The 19,020-nt window shown below is 35.3% G+C and carries 15 protein-coding genes and 2 pseudogenes; 1 reads left to right on the top strand and 16 read right to left on the bottom strand.

Annotation, left to right across the window (positions count from 1 at the left end; all coding sequences use genetic code 11):
* Positions 1-225: 225 nt before the first annotated feature.
* Positions 226-1,734, bottom strand: coding sequence for a class I adenylate-forming enzyme family protein (locus tag AC4BHP_RS05910; RefSeq protein WP_490551609.1), 1,509 nt, complete (start codon positions 1,732-1,734; stop codon positions 226-228).
* Between the two features lie 450 nt (positions 1,735-2,184).
* On the opposite strand from AC4BHP_RS05910, the gene mbcS reads away from it, so the two are divergent.
* Positions 2,185-3,765 carry an acyl-CoA synthetase MbcS gene (gene mbcS, locus AC4BHP_RS05905; RefSeq protein WP_490551607.1) on the top strand — a complete coding sequence of 527 codons (1,581 nt, stop codon included), beginning with the start codon at positions 2,185-2,187 and terminating at the stop codon, positions 3,763-3,765.
* An 88-nt stretch (positions 3,766-3,853) separates the two neighbouring features.
* Here the strand turns inward: mbcS and AC4BHP_RS05900 are convergent, their stop codons facing one another.
* The 15 genes and pseudogenes from AC4BHP_RS05900 to AC4BHP_RS05830 form a co-directional block, all read right to left on the bottom strand.
* Positions 3,854-4,303: an OsmC family protein gene (locus tag AC4BHP_RS05900; protein ID WP_066103785.1), complete on the bottom strand. Its 450-nt coding sequence runs from the start codon at positions 4,301-4,303 to the stop codon at positions 3,854-3,856.
* A 95-nt stretch (positions 4,304-4,398) separates the two neighbouring features.
* Positions 4,399-4,557, bottom strand: a complete 159-nt coding sequence (locus AC4BHP_RS05895; RefSeq protein ID WP_175354256.1) for a hypothetical protein — start codon at positions 4,555-4,557, stop codon at positions 4,399-4,401.
* A 369-nt stretch (positions 4,558-4,926) separates the two neighbouring features.
* Positions 4,927-5,593 (bottom strand): annotated as a pseudogene (locus AC4BHP_RS05890) (vWA domain-containing protein).
* A 50-nt stretch (positions 5,594-5,643) separates the two neighbouring features.
* A pseudogene (locus AC4BHP_RS05885) lies at positions 5,644-6,273 on the bottom strand (TerD family protein); the annotation flags it as partial.
* Positions 6,274-6,472: 199 nt separating this feature from the next.
* Positions 6,473-7,555: a toxic anion resistance protein gene (locus tag AC4BHP_RS05880; RefSeq protein WP_066103781.1), complete on the bottom strand. Its 1,083-nt coding sequence runs from the start codon at positions 7,553-7,555 to the stop codon at positions 6,473-6,475.
* Between the two features lie 54 nt (positions 7,556-7,609).
* Positions 7,610-9,235, bottom strand: a complete 1,626-nt coding sequence (locus AC4BHP_RS05875) for a YceG family protein (RefSeq protein ID WP_490551601.1) — start codon at positions 9,233-9,235, stop codon at positions 7,610-7,612.
* Positions 9,236-9,547: 312 nt separating this feature from the next.
* Complete coding sequence (locus AC4BHP_RS05870) at positions 9,548-10,336, bottom strand: HAD family hydrolase (protein WP_490551678.1); 789 nt, start codon at positions 10,334-10,336, stop codon at positions 9,548-9,550.
* A 16-nt stretch (positions 10,337-10,352) separates the two neighbouring features.
* Positions 10,353-11,462 (bottom strand): cysteine protease StiP family protein, encoded by a 1,110-nt coding sequence (locus tag AC4BHP_RS05865; RefSeq protein WP_490551600.1) that lies wholly within the window; start codon positions 11,460-11,462, stop codon positions 10,353-10,355.
* Between the two features lie 112 nt (positions 11,463-11,574).
* Entirely contained in the window at positions 11,575-12,963 is a 1,389-nt protein-coding gene (locus AC4BHP_RS05860; protein WP_490551598.1) for a phosphoribosyltransferase family protein, read from the bottom strand.
* A 1-nt stretch (position 12,964) separates the two neighbouring features.
* Positions 12,965-14,173, bottom strand: coding sequence for an HpcH/HpaI aldolase/citrate lyase family protein (locus tag AC4BHP_RS05855; protein WP_490551597.1), 1,209 nt, complete (start codon positions 14,171-14,173; stop codon positions 12,965-12,967).
* A gap of 78 nt (positions 14,174-14,251) precedes the next feature.
* Positions 14,252-14,983, bottom strand: a complete 732-nt coding sequence (locus AC4BHP_RS05850; RefSeq protein ID WP_373925477.1) for a TerC family protein — start codon at positions 14,981-14,983, stop codon at positions 14,252-14,254.
* Between the two features lie 128 nt (positions 14,984-15,111).
* Entirely contained in the window at positions 15,112-15,690 is a 579-nt protein-coding gene (locus AC4BHP_RS05845) for a TerD family protein (protein WP_066103766.1), read from the bottom strand.
* Positions 15,691-15,744: 54 nt separating this feature from the next.
* Entirely contained in the window at positions 15,745-16,326 is a 582-nt protein-coding gene (locus tag AC4BHP_RS05840) for a TerD family protein (RefSeq protein ID WP_066103765.1), read from the bottom strand.
* A gap of 33 nt (positions 16,327-16,359) precedes the next feature.
* The gene (locus AC4BHP_RS05835) at positions 16,360-16,944 is read right to left on the bottom strand and encodes a TerD family protein (RefSeq protein ID WP_066103763.1); all 585 of its coding nucleotides are present in this window, start codon (positions 16,942-16,944) and stop codon (positions 16,360-16,362) included.
* Between the two features lie 599 nt (positions 16,945-17,543).
* Entirely contained in the window at positions 17,544-18,878 is a 1,335-nt protein-coding gene (locus AC4BHP_RS05830; RefSeq protein ID WP_490551594.1) for a multi antimicrobial extrusion protein MatE, read from the bottom strand.
* Positions 18,879-19,020 lie beyond the last annotated feature (142 nt).

Genomic DNA, 19,020 nt, shown 5'->3' with positions numbered 1-19,020 from the left:
AAATTCTACAAATACTTATCGATAAAGCTATTTCTCATATGATAATGGCAAGTAACGTTAATTATGAAAAAGGTGATAAGTATACTATGTATATTTAATTACTATTCAGTCAGCTTTACAGGTTCTTTTACTCGAATAACAGCAAAAAATCTCACAGCACTTTGACTGAGAGATCTTTTTGAATGGCTGAGCAACCATTTATCACCTAATTTAAATGAATCTTCCCTATGCCCTCACATGATAATCTCGCAAAGTATGTTTTAGCACTTTCCCGCTCGCATTTCGTGGTAATTCTTCCACAAAGACAATTGTCTCAGGAGCTTTATATTTTGCGAGATTTTTTTGACAGTAGGTTTGAATATGCTCTGCTGATAGATGTCGTCCCTCTTTTAGCACAATAAATGCCTTTGGAACTTCTCCATAAACAGGATGAGGAATACCCACTACAGCTGCTTCCAAAATTTCATCTAATTGATATAAAACCTCTTCAATTTCAACTGGATAGACATTTTCTCCTCCACGAATGAGCAAATCTTTTTTTCGATCAACAATATATAACAATCCGTTTTCATCTAACCGACCCAAATCTCCGCTGTACAACCACCCATCTCTGAGTGTCATGCGAGTTGCTTCTTCATTTTTTAAATACCCTTTCATTACTTGTGGACCTTTAACAATGATTTCTCCGACAGTAAAAGGAGGAACGTCCTCTCCATCTTCACTCACGACGCGAACCTGTGTATGGGGTAAAGGCTCTCCAACTGAACCGATTTTTTCTAGTGCATAATGATCTTTTAGAGTTGTTGCCCCTGGAGAGTTTTCTGTTTGCCCATATAGGTTTTGAACCTTTACATTTGGATAATAGGTCTTTAATCGTTTAACGAGCTCATATGGCATAGGGGCCGCTCCGTATGTAAATAACCGTAGATGAGATAAATCGGCTTCGTGCATTTGAGGTGCATTTAATAACGTACTATAAATGGCGGGAACTCCAAAAAAGATCGTAACTTTTTCCCTCTCCATTGCTTTCAAAGTTTGTTCGATTATAAAAGTTTCTTCAATAATGACTGTACCGCCGTTTACGATTGTTGGGATAGAAAAGCAATGACTGGCTGCACAGTGAAATAAAGGAGTAACGATTAGTGTACGATCCTCAGAAGTTGTTTCTAGTGACTGTGCCCAGATATCAGCAATAGCTCGTACATTTTCTGCTGATAAACATACACCCTTTGGTTTACCTGTAGTTCCAGATGTATAGAAAATAACAGCAGTATCTTCTTTGTCTATGTGCTCTTGCCGGAAAGGGATAGAACGATCCTCTAAAACTGACTCTATAGTGTTTTTTTCACCAGTTTCAAGAATATCCTTAAACTGTTCCACAGTAGAACTTATTTTCTCTAGTATTGGATTTAAACGAGCATCATAGATAAGGGCCTTAGCTTCTGAATGCCGCATAATATACTCCACTTCTGGAGCGGCAAGTTTTGTGTTGATCGGCAATACAGAAAATCCACCTAACTGACAAGCGTAATAAGCAATTAAAAAGGTATCCGAATTAAATAAGTAAAGAGCTATGATATCCTCTTTTTGATATCCTTTTTGCTGAAAGAATCCTGCTAGGTTTTGTGCTTTTTGATAAAAATCTGAGTAGGTTGTTTCTTTCCCCTTAAATGAAGTAATCACGCTGCTGGGTTTTGTTTGTGCATGTTCACGTAATTGCTCAAAAATAAACACTCTAACATCCCCTTTGCTTATTAACTAGTATAAGTATAGCGGGCTTGGAATCATTATTTTGTCGATTTATAGTCGTTTAATTAAAAGTTGATAGGTTCTCTTTTTTACGTATATAGAATTCTATATGGTTTTCACGAATCATCTTACTAAGTTAAACCTATTATTCCACCGTAATACTTTCCATTCTTCCGGATGGATAGTCTAATATTTTTCAAACAATCTGTAAGAAATAAAATAAAGATACTCCATTTATGTCCTCTCCTATTAAACTTTGTTCAATTTTATTCTTCTGCTATATCAACCTTGTAAGCCATTACAAAAATTATTCCTATTCTCTTTCCTTTACTTGTCAGTAAAAAATAGCTAAAATTGTTTTTAACACCTGATACTAAAAGTTGCATATGACAACAGGTATTATATACTTGATTCGTATTTTAGGAGGATTTTTTTATGAAAAGAGAAGAATTAATAGCTCCTCATGTCTATAATTTAACAACGGAAATTGAGCGTTATGCCAAAGATTCAGAGAAATTGGCTCTAAAGTGGGAGAATCAGGATGGTCTGACTAGATCAATTACATATAAACAATTAGTCGAAGAAGCTAATAAAATAGGAAATGTATTTGCTGAAGCGGGATTACAAATGGGAGATAAAATACTGGTGATTGTTCCCCGTATAATCGAGGCTTATGCCATCTATATGGCAGCATTGAAATCCGGTATTGTACTTATTCCATGTTCAGAAATGCTCCGTGCAAAAGATTTGGCTTTTAGAATCCAGCACGCTGAAGCCCGAGCGGTTGTCTGTTATGAAAAATTCACAGCTGAAATTGATGCGGTGCCTGACTCTGATAAGCTGATTAAATTCAGTGTTGGCGATGTTAAAGATCAATGGATTTCACTAGATGAAAAAGTGAAAACAGCTTCCTCTCAATTTAAAGCTGCCAACACCACCAGGGATGATATTGCTTTGTTATCCTATACTTCCGGCACAACAGGCAATCCAAAGGCAGTTGTACATACTCACGCCTGGGGCTATGCTCATTTGAAAACAGCTGCAAAGAATTGGATGTCTATCAATGAAAATGACCTAGTGTGGGCAACAGCCGCTCCTGGATGGCAAAAATGGGTGTGGAGTCCCTTCCTATCCGTACTTGGAACAGGAGCAACGGGCTTCGTGTATAATGGAAAATTCAATGCTGATACCTTTTTAGCTTTGCTGGATAAATATCGAATAAATGTTTTCTGCTGTACACCTACTGAATATCGGTTAATTGTAAAAAGTGGAAATTTACATACGTACAAATTACCTTATCTCCATAGCGCAATTTCCGCTGGTGAAGCACTAAATACAGAGGTAATAAATGCTTTTTACAATCAGTTTAATGTAACGATTCGCAATGGTTATGGACAAACCGAGAGTACATTATTAATCGGTCAATTAAAAGATATCCCAAATAAGCCTGGTTCCATGGGTAAAGCTACACCGGGAAATATAGTAGAAATTGTCGATGAAAATGGGCAGCTGTGCCAAGCAGGTGAAGTTGGTAATATAGGTGTTCATCTTAGTACACCTGCTCTCTTTAAAGAATATTATAAAGATCCGGAACGTACACTTTCGCAAAGAAAAGGCGAATACTTTATTACAGGTGACCGTGCTTTAAAAGATGAAGACGGATTCTTTTGGTTTGAGGGTCGAAGCGACGATATCATTATTAGCTCCGGGTATACAATTGGACCATTTGAGGTGGAAGATGCTTTAATCAAGCATCCTGCCGTGAAGGAATGTGCAGTCGTAGGTAGTCCTGATTCGATTAGAGGAAATATTGTTAAAGCCTTTATCGTCCTAACAGAATCTTATAAACAGCATCCAGAAAAAGAACTGATTGCTGACCTACAGAGTTTTGTAAAAACGTTAACCGCTCCCTATAAATATCCGAGGAGCATTGAATTTACCGAGGCGCTACCAAAAACGACTTCAGGAAAGATTCGTCATGTACAATTAAGAGAAATGGAACTAAGTAAAGACTAAATATCAAACGACCCGACTTCTAAGTAAGTTGGGTTTTTTGTCTCTATATAAATAAAAACCGTCACTAATACCGCGACGGTGTAAAATTTTATTTTGTTTGTGTGACCTTAACGCCTTTTGATACAACTTTTGTTGGATTGATTAAGGTATCAAGTGCTGGGCAATGTGCTTCTATATAACGGATAAATTCCTCGATTTTTTCTTGAGGCGCATTAGACTCCATATGGACGAAATAACGAATTTCCTCTAAACCAACTTTTGCACCTGGTTTTCCCTTGTAACCGCCCGTATCTAAATCACCTTCAAGCTCGATCACTAAACGATCGTATTGAATTCCCATTTTATCCGCATAACTTTGAGCCATAATGGTTTGACAAGCACCGAGTGATGAAAGAAGGAGTTCTAATGGGTTCATGCCAAGATCTGTTCCTCCTGCTCTTTCCGGTTCATCAATTGTCACCTTATGTCCCCTTGCTTCGACCTCGACCTGTACATTATTAATTAAAGTTGCTTTTGATTTCAGTGTCGTTTTTGCCATCATCAAGCTCCTTTTACACGTAGTATATGAAAATGAATAGCTCTCTCACGTTACTGATCCGTTAAAACGATATGTTTGTAGATTGTGATTTTCTTTTATTTCTTTTTGTGGTGATCCGATTCTTTTCGTATCGTCCCGATTTTCTTATCACTGCGTGTATCCCTGCCATTACGATTTCGAATGGTCCCGGGTGTGAGCTCATATTCTTTTTCAAAATTGCCTAATCTGCAATCGTCACTTGTCTGTTTTGTCAATATAGTTCACCCCTATATAATTGATATCTGATTATATAGGTTAATACCACGAAATATACGATTCTATTCATAGGATCGAATAGACTGCAAAACAAAGTGCGAACATATGTTCTTTTTATTAAAAATAGCATTTTGTAAAAATTACAGTCATAATCTCTAATTTTTCGAACTTTTATAAAGAAAATAGCCAATGTTCGTGTTTTTCGCCAACTCGTTGGTGTCCGGTCGGTGGAGCAACCGCACTTAGCTTCTCTAAATATGAATGAAACCATTTCATAAACATATAACGTTTGTGTTTTTGTGTGGTATCATTCAAAAATTATTATAGAGATTAATCCTTGTTAAGGAAATATAGAGCTTTTGAGTATATTATCTCAAGATCCCCTTTTGCTTTGCTTCCTCTAACCATTGTGGAAATTCGTTTAATAATTGATCGAACAATTCTTCATCGGACACATCTTCCAAATTATATAGATGAAAGAAATTTGCATTATCCACAAGTCGGCCTTCCATTGTATCCAGCTTTCTTAACACATCAAAATTAGAATCACCTATACCTACAAACTGCCAGAAAATCGGCATTTTTGAAGAATTTGCAATAATCTTTTTAATACCTGATTTACATCCGCCATCATTAATAAATACTAAAAAGACTGGCTCATCTGCTGGTTCTTCTTTCATATATTTATGTATAACATCTTTCATAACTTGTGGTTCGTCATTTCTTCCAAACTTATGTATGGACTGATTATTTACTATCTTATCATTGACATAATTGACAAAATCCTTTTCTGTAACAACAGGCAGCCTGGAAAATTCATTGTCATAGACCCATACATCCAATGAACCGTTACATTAAATTGGCTTGCTACAGCCAGGATTCTCTCTACTGTTCCTGGACAACCCCGTCACGGTATAAAGCTCGCATAGAACCTGATATGTCTAACACAACTCCTACTCTGGCTACAACGCCTTGTAATTTCTTCTTCTCTAAAACAACTTTAGCAATATTCTTTTTTAATAAGATCGGCTGCATCCGTAACTCTCCCTTGTTATTTTTTAAATTGCTATCTGTGGTACAATCTTTTATTTTGAACCACTTACCCAGTTCATACCCCAATTAAAAGCACGATCCATATCCTGATGACCCTTTAAGTACTCTACTAGTCTTTCCACCTTGAATGTTTCGTTGTTAACATTTTCTATCATTGCTATTGCACACATATTTTTCCCGTTCAGATGTTCATCTAGTTTTACTTCTACATCGGAACCTCCAGGATACTTAAGAGTTACGACACCGTCTGCCTGAGACCAATTAGCTACTCCTTGATATATAAATGCATATACTAAAATTCGCTTGATTTCGGTGACTTTATCTCCGTTAATCCGAAGATTTTCTCCGCCTATGGCACTTCCCGTACGGTCATCAGCATCCAATTTTATAAAAGGTCTTGCGTTATAATTGCCAAAAGCATTGCCAAGAGCTTGGACACAGCCTTTTTCTCCATTTTTCATTTCAAATAAACAACCAAGATCAAGGTCGACATTATTAGACTTACCGAATAAAGCAGACATGAATCCACCGGATTTAGGAGCACTTTTTTGATTCCAATTTAGGTTTACGAGCAGTTCTCCGAGTGATTGATTCGTACTTTTTGTTAGATTGATATTTTGTCCTTTTTTCTTTAATTCAATTTTATTTAAGTTAACCATTATATTACACCTTCCTTATTTGTATTTTATTTACATAAATTAATTATATTTTAATTTACAAATTTTAGATAGAAAAAGAATCATATTAAGTCGATATTTCAAATGAATCGATAAAAAAGCTAATATTCACTCGAATTACCAGCCAATTGGTGATAAAGAATATAAAAAAAACCCTATCTTCACTATAGATAGGGGTAATCGGTTAGGATTGGGATAGGACACGTTTCGCATCCTCTCTAATCGTTTCCAAACGTTTTTTATCTTCAATCCGTTGCATAGACTGTTCTTCCTTAACCTTTTTATATTCATCTATTCCTTTAACAATCGTATCCCACATATTTTCAATGGTATCCATTTTAATACTAGAGCTACCGGAACGCTGAGCAATCTCAATGCTTTGATTCATAATATCGCTAGTGACATCCTTTAACATTTGATTCGTGCGATCTTCAAATGCATTCAATGAATCCGAATGTACTTTTTGACGTTTCGCACTGACCGTATTAATAATGCCCATTTTAAAAATCGGAATGGTTGTCACAAAGGCGCTATTTATTTTTGCAACTAAATCATTATTACCGCGTTGCATTGTTTTAATTTGTGGAGCGGCAATAACAGCTACCATACGGGCTTTTTCTAAATCATCAATTTTTCTTTCTAATAATTCTTTGACTGTACGAAGATTTTCCAGCTCCATCCGAGCCATTTGATTGCCTGAATTAACTCGTTGTTCGCACTCGGGGATTAACGTCTGATTTACTTCCTCTAATTTCATTTCAGCAGCTACTACATATTTTTCTAATTCGAAATAATATTCAATATCTTCTTCATATAAGCCTTCGAGGTTTTGATTTGTCCGCTTTAATTCATCCTCAATCATCGCAAATTCTCTATGAATTTTATCAAGCTCTCCACCTAATGTTTGATATTTTTTAAAGAGAGCTTCCGTGGTCGCCTTCGCTTTTTTAAATAGTTTTGCGATGAAATTAGGTTCTTTCATGATTTCGTTTTTATCAAATCGTTTCATTAATTTCTCTAATTGAATTAATAATTCACCGGATTCATCAATTTTTGAAAGTGCCATGGTGTTTAATATTCTGTCTGAAAACTGAGAAAGTCGTTCTGCGGGTGCTCTCCCAAGTGATAATAATTCATTTTGATTTCGAAGATCCATATTTTCTACAATTTGAAGAACCTGTGCTTCATTGCGCAGCTGCATTCTAACTTCATTAGCAGACTGTTCTGTCAGATCTGTATTTTGTTTTATCTGTAATTCATTTACCATTAGTAATTTCCCCAATCATTGGAATATTTGTTGATTCAGCCTTATAGATATCAGTCAAAATATTCTTTTAATAATCTTTTTAATGAATGATTTTTCTTCTTGCTGAAAGTCTTGAATTTCTTGTTCAAAAACAATATCTTCTAGCCAATGGGTATCGTAATGAGATGGGTCTACAAAATTTTCTATATCGGTTTGTCCTGCTGGATGGTATAACACAATATCTACGCCAAATTCATTTAAAAACAGCAGCAGTGCTGCATCCTCACGGGTAAATGTACTGTTAGTTCCCATATTGTATAGAACGATTCTGGGCACATCTTGAGAATAATCGAATTGTTGTAATTGTTTCAGAAAATCTTCAGGAATCAAACTCGCTTGTTTAAATAAAAATAATTGCAAATCATATTCTGTTTCATGATTCAGCTTTAGTAATTTAGGATGTTCACAGTACTCTTTAATCGTCCAGGCGATGGCCCTTTGCAGCTCAATCGGCAAATTTCCATATCTCCACCAATTTCCTGCGAGCATTTTTTCGGGTGACAGTGCGCCATCTTTATCTAAGGAATGCTGAAAGTGAAAATGATAATTGGCTTTTGTCTTTGTCGTGAAAGGAAATTCGCGAATGTTTTTCGAGAGTGAAGAATCCTTGAGATCCTTCATTTTAGACCAATAATCCGCTCGATCTCGTGAAACTCCATTGATTTTTGTGAATATGACAGGAATGATTACTCGATCCTTATCAATTTTAAATTGAGGCCTAATCATTGCTTTTTCTTTTGCATATATAAATACATCATCATAGGTCATTCTTAATGTTGTAGATGAAGGCTTGAAATTTCTAAATTGCCAAGGTTTATAAATACCAGACTCATGATCATTTAACATGATTTCAAGCTGTTTGTTGGCTCGATACGCTACAGTTGTTTGCCGCTCTCTTTCTTTCGTAGGGAATGGTTCTAGCTTCCCTTTATTCGTATACACATAGGGTAGTGAAAATTCATTTTCTCGATCAAGATCGCTAAAAAAGTCTGTGCCGGCAGGATGCAAAATTAAAACATCACAACCAAATTCCATGAGCAGTAATAAAAAATATTGCTGACTTAAGGATAGATCTCCATACCAAACGACTTTCGGAAAATCTGAACCTATTTGGAGGTCTTTAGACCATTTTTCCCAATGATTTTTAAGCCACTTAATCATATCGATGATAAATCTGCGGAATTCAGGTGAGAGCAACCCGCTCTTCTGTTTATCTTTAAAATGTTCAACCACTTTAATGATTGATATTTGTACATGCCTGTTAATGGTAGAATCCGTATGCTTAGGTATTAAGTTTTTACCATAAAAAATGGCTATCAATCGTTTAATTGATAATCCTTTATTTTCTGTCCGATGTAAGTTTAAAACATCCTGTATAGTTTGGAAGACCTGATTATCGATTGTTTTATCCAATTCTTCACTTAACACATGTATAAAAGGTTTTTGGTGCATGTCGTATAAGGAGTTATAGTATTCATCTTCGTCGAGCGGAATACCTAATACTCGGAGACTGATTCTTTGAAAACGAAAAGTTGATTCATCTAAATGATAGGATGGTCTTGTACGAATAGAAGAAAGAAATAACTCTAACCATTCTGCTGTAGATTTGTTTAATAAAGGTTCTATTTTTATGTAATTCAATATTTAAACTCCTTTCTCTAAGATGATTCGTACATTAATATTATATATCTATTTTTTTACAGTTGCGCTAAGAGATTTGGGAAATCTGCTCTTTTTTTACAAAAAATATAACTTTGGGAGAATATTATACGCCCGTAATTAGTCAGTTTTTCTATAAACTAAAAAATCTATGATATTTTCGGTCAATTACATAGATGTTTTTTAGGAATCGCTATTCAGTTAGAAATAAAATTGCTAAAACAATTGAAAGAATGAGCAGTAACCCAGTGGGATAGTACTTTATACTCTTACTCCCACCGAGTTACAGCTTTCTTACAGGCTCAGAAGATTTTTAATTAAATCCTCTGTGGAAGCTGCTCCTTTACCTTTTAACCAGTTTATTTTTGGATCGTTCGGTTTGACATCGTAAAGCTCTCCATGCTTTAGACTATATCCTTTATCGGCAATCGCGATCATATCATAATCCATAAGGGAATCCCCGGCAGCAGTGTGAATATCATAGTCCAGCCGCTTTTTTAAATGCTCCACTGCAAAAACTTTATTTAAATTACTTGGCAGTATATAGAGTTTTCTTCCGTGCAAAAATGTTCTCCATCCGATTTTGTTTAATTCATCTTCAAAGGACAGCAGTTCTTGATGTGGTAAGGTATCTTTATTTACATGGTACATATAGAACAAGGAATCGATATAAAACTCACGCTCAACCCAGGAATCATGACGGATCTTTGCGAACGTATTTAGCATGTCATGATGTGGAAGTGAAGTAACAGAGAGATGGTTTTTAATAAAATCGTCCCACTCTGAGTCGGGCTTTCCATCTACTAAAATCGTTCCGCCATTGCTCACAATCGCATATTTAGGTTTTATTTTCTGTTGAAATACTTCAATTCTCTCATATTGATATAGTGCTCTTGTCGTTACTGGTACAAATAGATGTTGTTTATTAAATTGTTGTAAAAGGTCAATAGAAGTTTGAGACATATAGGTAATAACCTGATCATCTTTAAATTCGACTGGTGTTATTTGATTATCGATGGGGTACTTGTCCATCATATTTTTTGAATAAATTAAAGTTCTGTCTAAATCGGATGTAAATAAAATAATAGTAATCCCTTCCTTATACCTCTTTTATAATTCCGCAGCATGTATAGGACATATCCCTGAATTCCTCAACCGGTACATTTCGCTCTTTAGCCAAAAACAAAATATGTGATAAATCATTTGAATGATTAGGATTGATTAGGATTTTCCAGGGTATTCTTCGCAATAAAACACGTGTTGTTTCTCCAACACCTGGTTTGATAAAATGTGTATTGCTAATATTGTAGATGTTTTGAATTCTTTCAATAGAATCCATCCCGAGCCACGTAGGTGTTTTATCTTCTTGACGTAAGTGTTCCAAGGATTGTTTCACTTGCTCTTCTACTTTCCCAAAATCCTCGCTAATCGTATCCACATAAAAATTCGATAAATCTGCATCCGCTAATTCTTTATAAAACTTTGCACCATGAAAGTCATCCTTGCTCATGAATTCATAGTTTAATACAGTACGACTTACTAATCCTGATACCGTAGAGTTTAAACAAGCGGATGGGATTAAAAAGTCATCTCTTGTTCCATATATATCTACACAATGCCCTGGATCGGCTAACACGGCCAATGAAGGATCAATATAATTCGAGTGAGTTGAATTATATTGATCGCATGCTTCAGCTAATTCAAACGTAATAGCTCCTTTTCCTGTCCAGCCGTCTATTACCTGAATGTTCGCATGAGAATGCTGCTCAAAAATATAATCAATAGCTGCCTCATCAATGCCTCTGCCGCGAATGATAGATATAGAATAGTGAGGAACATTGATTTGATATTTATAGGCGTAATAACGTTTAATCAACACTCCAATTGGTGTTCCAGCTCTTGCTAAGCTGACTAAAACTAAGTTATCCATTCCTTTACGTTCAATAATCTGTTCGGCCACTGTTCCAATAGCCACTGCTAGACGCTCTGAATATTTTTTTAATGTATCATGAAATAAATTTATATATTCTTTTGGAGGATGATATTCGACAGGGAGCATTTCCGAATAGTGTATACCGGATTGGATCAAACTTTCTCTTTCTTCCGTTTTGGTTTCAAAAACGTAATCACTAATATCTCTTAATAAAAATATGGCATCATCTTCGTTGTAGCTTCCCATTTGATCCGGTATTAGTTTTCTTTTAAGCATAAAATCCCTCCTGGTTGTATAGTGGAGCAGTATATAACTATAAAAGTATGAAACTATATATGATATCTAACAGTTCTAGCCAATTAGAAAGAAAATGGTTGATATGAATTCCTTACTGATTCATTTCCGTTAGAGTGATGACAGTAATGAAATTAATTTCGGTTTGTTTTAATGCGGATAGTATGGAATTTACTGATTCATGAGATGAGTTTCTTTCAATAAATATAAATATCTCGTCATAGCGATTGATTTCAATATTATATAAGTAATTTACGATCCCTTTATTTTCAGGACTATCAAATGTAAATTTATTATGAATTAGGTAATCACTCTTTTCTAAAGAGTATATTGGACTTCGAGTAGTAGATTGAAAGTAAACCTCACTCCCCATGGACGAAGCAATCATCATAGGTATATACATAAATTCCCCGGTACCTATAGCCAAGGTCCTCTTACCTTTGCGATGCTGTTTCAAAATACCGCCTATCTCTTCAAAAATAGGAGAAAAACTTCTTTCTTCTTCTATATCCAGACCAAATCTCCCTGTAGCCTGTGAATAAGGGGAAGCATTTAGAGACTCATCAGTATTGATAGAAGTAAATTGATTAAAGTGATGGTCTTTAAAATAATGATGGATAGGTATATATGAAACGTGTTGCTCAGAAGTTTGATTAGGAGCAGCAAGTTGATCCTCTAGCTTTAAATCAGGTTGACCATTAATCGAGATTGTTCCATCCATTAAAGACACTGGATGTATGGTAACCCCTAATTCTCTTTCTAATTGCTGATATTGTGAACGATGCTCAGCTGTGCGCCAATCCAAAATCGATATCAATGTAAATACCTTTTTTGATGGATAAACAGAATGGATTTTTCGGATAATATTGATTGCTGTTTTACCCGTTGTTATTTCATCATCCACTAATACAATTTCTTGGTCGTTATCAAAAAAAGCAGGGTCGCTTGAATAGACATAATGGCTGCTGGCATGAGAATGTTCTTCTTCAAAATTAATGATTGAAGGGATTTCAGCTATTTTTTCTCTGGTTGTGTGTATGTATTTTGCATTTTTATCAAAGGAACTAAATACCGCATGACCCAATGCTGTAGCCGTCTCAGCAAAACCAATAATGGTTAGTGGCTTAGGTAGTTTGATTGGATTCTCTTTAACTAAAAGCAAGGCTTCCTCAATGTTTTCACCAGTTTTTATAGCCTCAGCAATGCTTGCTGCACGCATATCTTTCTTGCCGTAGACGACTTCTAAATATCGCAGGGATAATAAATGACCAACCAGTAGAGGTATTTTAGGGTTAACAGCCAGATGTTTGCCTAAAACCGTACTTACAAATAAAAAATTACGCTTTTTATTGATGCGAGTCGCCATTTTAAATAACTGATTTGTTTCGAAATCATATGGATTATGAAAAACTTCGATCCCAACTGTTAAATCATCCAGTATTTGGTGCGTTACTTCTCTTATATTCACTCTGGTTGCTGTCATTTCATTTCACCTCTAGAATTTGTTCATCATGTCCTTGATATAAAAGTAAACTAGTAAAATCTTGATCAACATTATATACACCGAATACCTTGGCTCGGAGTAGAATTTTTTTCGCCCAATAATAATGAGGTTTCATTTCATTCATTTTGTTTTCATACATGCTTTTTAATACCCCTGCATCCCCTTCGCGGTTCGCTATGATGCTTATGGCATCTAAATATTCTTCATGTGTAATGGTATATAAAGAATGAACTGCTTTAATATGAGTAGGGTGTATAATGGTTTTTCCGTTAATTCCATTTAATTTATCCAGGAGGACTTCGTTAATTAAACCATCTAAGTATTCATTGATTAATTCAGTCCGCTTTACTAGACCGGAGCTACCATATCTTCTTTGAAAAGGAGATACACGCAGTGTTGGTTTTAAGATACGGTTATCTTTTGAGAAGAACTCCCAAACTGGCCCGGAAACTACATATTCATCACCTTGTCTGGTAAATAGATTGATAATATCCGTGATACAATCTCTAATCACCGACACATCATAAATAGTTGTGTCTACTTTTCTTCGTATACCAAATAAACCAGAAAAATCAGTAGCCCCTATCCGGATGTTTAATATATAGCTCTTATAAGAATCCAGTAATTCTTTTATTTTTAATAGAGCATCCATTCGGGTTTCTTTATAAATAATTTCAGCTGACTCCAATATAGGCATACCATATAGTAAGCTATTGTTTTTATTGATTTCATCCAGGATTGCTAAAAATTCTTTCCCATTTTCATAATTGAATTTTGGAAAAACAAACCCTGTCAGTATGTACAAATAATCGTTAATGAGCTTAGTTATTCGTCTCATTTGGATTGGGTCCCTTACTCTTATAAAAATAAGCGGCAGTTCATCCATGCTTATTTTGTTTTCCTCAAGATGCTCAGATAGTATAGATAGATGTTCCAGCAATTTGTTTTCAGCATCCACAACTATACAATCAGCAACTGAGTCTTCCAAATCAATCACTAATGAAGTAAGCTCTTGATACTTTTTGTTAATGATATCCTTTGCGATATTCGCTTTTATAGCAGGCATATAAAGAGTGGCACCAAGGGCATAAGCAAGTACCTCTTTATCTGTATATTTCGTAAAAGGCTCCGGTTCCATATAAAAAATCTCTTTCATTTTTATGGATGATTCATAGCTGAAATGTTGCATTCTTATGCTCCTTTCATATAAAAATAAAGACTACTGTTTACGAACACAGTAGCCGTCTTTAATTCAAGCCAGATCTTTTTATTTATCTTTAGATGCAGCCATTTCCGTGTTTTTATCAATATTTTTACCTTTATTGATATAATGAATGATAAAAGTTGCGAGAAAAGCGACAATGATAATCGCAAAAAATACATAATGAGATACATGGAAGCCAAAAACACTTGCAAACATTTTTGCTGAAATAATTCCAATGAGTATAAAAGCAGTAGTTTCGAGCTCAGGTACCCGTTCAATTAATGTTAAGAATACACCGGCAACCGTACGCATCATTAGGATTCCTAACATACCGCCAACCAAAAGTACCCATACTTGATCAGATATTGCAAATGCAGCTAATATAGAATCCACTGAGAACGCAATATCCATTAATTCTACTGAAACAACCGTGCTCCAGAATATTCCGATTGTACGTGTAAGCCATGAATTTTTATTAAATTGTTTTACGCCGTCTTCGCCATCTCCGGCTTTTGACCGAAAATGCTGGATTACGATCCATGCTAAGTACGCAGCACCTAAAACTTTAATGAACCAAAATTTAACGAGGTATACGCCTATTCCAATAAATAAGAAACGGAAGAAGTAGGCACCGAACATCCCATACATAAGTGCTCTTTTTCGTTGTTTTTCAGGAAGATGCTTTACTAAAACAGCCAAAACAAGGGCATTATCAGCGGACAATAATCCTTCTATGATTACTAAGGACCCAATTAGTCCCCATGCTACAGGATCAGTTAATACTTCCGCCCACATGTCCAAGTCAAAAAATAATGCATACGTACTTAAGATTTGTTCTAAAATTTCCAAAGTGTTAACCCTCCGTTGTATATCTTAAAAATAATAGGGGAAAGAAATAATTCCCCCTAACTAATCATTTATGCTTAAACGCTTAAGCCATATGCTTTAACCAATGAATGTAACCCGCCTTGATAACCGGAACCAACCGCATTGAATTTCCAATCAAGGTTATGTCTATAAACCTCACAAAATACGACAGCTGTTTCAATACTGAAATCTTCTCCAAGGTCATAACGTAAAACCTCAACGCCCGTATCTTCATTTACAAGACGTACAAAAGCGTTGGTAACTTGTCCAAAATTTTGACGGCGAACTTCCGCATCATGAATCGTTACTGTAATAGCAATTTTGTTCACATCATCGGGGATTTTAGAAAGATCGATTTTGATTTGTTCATCATCGCCTTCCCCTTCTCCCGTTCTGTTATCTCCGGTATGGGTAACGGAACCATCCGTACTTTGAAGATTATTATAAAAAATGAAATCGAAATCGTTACGGCATTTTCCGTGGGCATTTAAGATGAACGCAGAGGCATCCAAGTCAAAATCTTGACCTCCATCAAAGTTTTTTACATCCCATCCTAAACCGATAACAATTTTTTGCAATGTTGGATCGTTTTTAGTCAGGTCAATACGTTGACCTTTACTGAGTTGAATAGCCATGTGCAAAATCACACCTCTCAAATTCGTATATTACTATTTAATAAACGAATAGTATTATCCTATTTGTAATCCATAGTCATTGCAAAGAGCAGCTAAACCGCCTTGGTAACCGGAACCAATCGCACTAAATTTCCATTCTCCTTGATGGCGGTATAATTCGCCTACAACAACGGCAGTTTCAATGCTAAAATCTTCTCCCAAATCATATCTGATCAGTTCTTCATTCGTTTCTTCGTTCACAATTCGAATGAAAGCGTTTGAAACCATACCAAAGTTTTGACTTCTGGAATCAGCATCATGGATGGTTACAGCAAAAGCAACTTTTTGTATACTTTGTGGAATACTTTGGATTGAGATTTTAACCTGTTCATCATCGCCGTCACCTTCTCCAGTTAAGTTATCACCAGAGTGAGTTACGGAACCAGCACCACCTGTTGTATTATTATAGAAAACAAAATCTTCTCCGCCGGATACTTTTCCGCTTTCATTTAAAAGAAATACGGATGCATCAAGGTCAAAATCATGTCCGCCATCATATTTGTTTACGTCCCATCCTAAACCTACTATTACTTTTGTTAAACCAGGATTTGTTTTTGTAAGATCTACTTTTTGTCCTTTTGATAATGAAATTGCCATTTTATTTCCCTCCAGTATTTTAATTAATATTTATTATTGGTATTTGCTGCATATCTCCGATAGACTGCTATCTTTCGTTCCATCACCAATAGCAGCAAATTTCCATTCTGAATTGTGACGATAAATTTCACCTGTAATCAATGTTGTTAAGCCAGCATAATTATCCGACAAATTAAATCGAACTAATTCTTCGCCTGTATCGTGATTCACAACACGTATATAAGCATTCTCAATCATGCCAAAGTCTTGTTTTCTTTGAACACAGTTATAAATGTTTACGACAAAAACTAATTTGTTGTATGTATTTGGAACAGATTTCAAGTTGATTTTAATGGATTCATCATCACCATCGCCATCCCCAGTTAAGTTGTCTCCTGAATGAATAACAGAACTACAAGCACTTTTTTTATTCCCAAAATAAACAAGATCTTTATTACTCTGCAATTTATCTGCAGTCAGCATAATAACTGATGCATCACAGTCTACATCTGCACTTCTGCTAAAAAAGCCGCCTTTTTTCTTTACTGGATCCCAACCTAAACCAACCATAATCGTATTTAGATTTGCATTACCTTTTGTCAGGTCAATTCGTTGTCCTTTTTGTAAGCTTATAGCCATTAACGTTCTCTCCTTCTTTCGTTTTGGATTTTCTGTATAGTAGCCATGGGTGAAATAACGAATATTTACATAATTCAATAAATTTCGTTAGTTAATATTTACTAGTTTATGAAATTACTACCTAGTAAAGCGCTATATATTTACTATAATAACTAAAAATGCCTTACATTTACAACTTTTTATATTAATTCCCACGAGATACTTTATATTTGTCGAATTTTTAGACATTTCGCATTATTGTCTCTTCCAGTTATAACCTTTTATTCTTCTTTTCCCTGGATGCTTTTCATCACTTTAGACTCTTCATTTACAGGAAATAAAGATTACTAATTTAGTAAGTACTTAATATCGTCATACCGGTAGCAATATGTCGTCATTGAGGGGTCTAACTAGACAGGAATTACCCATTAACTGAAAAATAGGCATTAGAGAAATTAGAACAGGAAGAAAAGTAATAAAAGTACTAATGATTTAGGGGAAATATGTATAACAGATAGGGTGGATACAAAGAATATTTACTCTCCTCACTCTTTCTCATGCTATGAGTCTTTTAGCTGCAAAAAAAAAGAGATTATTCATCTGAATAACCTCCCTTTTACTTACATGGATTCCATTTGAGTAGCTTGCTTATCTATGTCCTTATTATATTTTTGCACCACCATAAAAACGAATACTAAGCCAACCAATTCCCCAAGAGAAGCAGCTATGGCACCCGCTCTTCCATTTAATGAAGGGAACAGGACAACAAATGTCACTAAAATAATTACAACCGTAATCAGATTATAAAGCTGTGGCTTTAACATCGCTCCTGTTTTCTTGTTTAGCATTAAAATGCCCCCTAAGTAATCCACCCAAGGAAAAACAAAGATTTTTATAATAAAGAATTGCAGCACCTGCAATGTCTCTTTAGCCAATGTACCGGTTGTGCCAAAGATCGTATCCATAAACCAGAAGCCTGCAGGTGTATAGCATAATATAAGCAATAATGTTGTAGGAACTATACTAAAAATCACAATACACTGAAAGACCGCTTTTTTGTTTGTATCATAAAATTGAAGAACGACCTGATGGGTGTACATAAAAAAGCTGATGATCAAATTCGTTACACTGAAGGCAAGAGCAAAAGAAGCGATCCCGAGATTTACATTGTCAATGAAGCTTAAACAAGCATAAATGATAGGTGTTACAAGCGTTTGAAAAGATAAGTAAAAGACCAATGGCGTATAAAACTTTCCAATCTCTCTTTGGGTCAATGGCTGTTCATCATCTTCATCCAGGTTCTCTGTCTTTATTAAACGATGGCCTCTCCAGATACTGATTACACATTCGATTAACATACCGGTTAAGAAAATGATGGCTCCGGCTATACTTGACAGTAAATCCGCATAATGGATGAAATAAAATGCAATTGCAATCATACCAATCAAGCGAATAATCACACCATAGGTCACCCATTTTGTTTCAAGATGATTAATCATAATTCCCTGATATAACGTACGGATGCCTGATAGTAAAATCACAACAGCTAAAACCTTAAAGGTGTTCATTAAAGCTGACATATTCTCAGGTTCAGCATTAAATAAATAAGTGAATATCCATTCTCCAAGCGGTGAAAACGCGACTAACATACAAATAAGCATTAAAGTAACGATGATTTTTATGAAAAAAGAGCAAATAGCCTGGAAGGTCGACTTCCCTTTTGCTAAGGCTGAGCTTGTTTGTCTGAATACTAAAGCCGGTCTTTCCATAATACTAAACAGTGAAAAAGCAATTGCATAGTTGGATATAATGACCTCCGCTGCTTCAGCCCGACTAAGTGTCCCGTTAATAATAACGTGAGATACCGAAGTCAAACTAGCTGACAGAGCCAATGGGATAAAGAATAGCAATATTTTTCCTAATGTATATTCCTCTGATGTCTTTGGTTGTTTCATGTCGTAACCTCACTTCTTTTCAATCAAACATTTTTTCACAAAACTACAGACTGAAATATCTAATATGTTCACTTTCATACGGAAACTGAACAAATTATTGACAAAGTAAAAGCTATTCATGCTGCTTATTAGATTACTCCTC

It is taken from the genome of Pradoshia sp. Z4_20 (genome assembly GCF_058216035.1).
The sequence above is the reverse complement of the archived record's forward strand: the minus strand, read 5'-3'. Positions and strand labels throughout refer to the sequence as shown.

Bases quoted from the DNA above. Each gene is read 5' to 3' on its own strand.
- AC4BHP_RS05835 (WP_066103763.1), bottom strand. From the start codon at position 16,944: ATGGCTATAAGCTTACAAAAAGGACAACGAATTGACCTGACAAAAGGT.
- AC4BHP_RS05865 (WP_490551600.1), bottom strand. From the start codon at position 11,462: ATGCTTAAAAGAAAACTAATACCGGATCAAATGGGAAGCTACAACGAA.
- AC4BHP_RS05840 (WP_066103765.1), bottom strand. From the start codon at position 16,326: ATGGCAATTTCATTATCAAAAGGACAAAAAGTAGATCTTACAAAAACA.
- AC4BHP_RS05830 (WP_490551594.1), bottom strand. From the start codon at position 18,878: ATGAAACAACCAAAGACATCAGAGGAATATACATTAGGAAAAATATTG.
- AC4BHP_RS05845 (WP_066103766.1), bottom strand. From the start codon at position 15,690: ATGGCTATTCAACTCAGTAAAGGTCAACGTATTGACCTGACTAAAAAC.
- AC4BHP_RS05855 (WP_490551597.1), bottom strand. From the start codon at position 14,173: ATGCAACATTTCAGCTATGAATCATCCATAAAAATGAAAGAGATTTTT.
- AC4BHP_RS05860 (WP_490551598.1), bottom strand. From the start codon at position 12,963: ATGACAGCAACCAGAGTGAATATAAGAGAAGTAACGCACCAAATACTG.
- AC4BHP_RS05880 (WP_066103781.1), bottom strand. From the start codon at position 7,555: ATGGTAAATGAATTACAGATAAAACAAAATACAGATCTGACAGAACAG.
- AC4BHP_RS05850 (WP_373925477.1), bottom strand. From the start codon at position 14,983: ATGTGGGCGGAAGTATTAACTGATCCTGTAGCATGGGGACTAATTGGG.
- AC4BHP_RS05900 (WP_066103785.1), bottom strand. From the start codon at position 4,303: ATGGCAAAAACGACACTGAAATCAAAAGCAACTTTAATTAATAATGTA.
- mbcS (WP_490551607.1), top strand. From the start codon at position 2,185: ATGAAAAGAGAAGAATTAATAGCTCCTCATGTCTATAATTTAACAACG.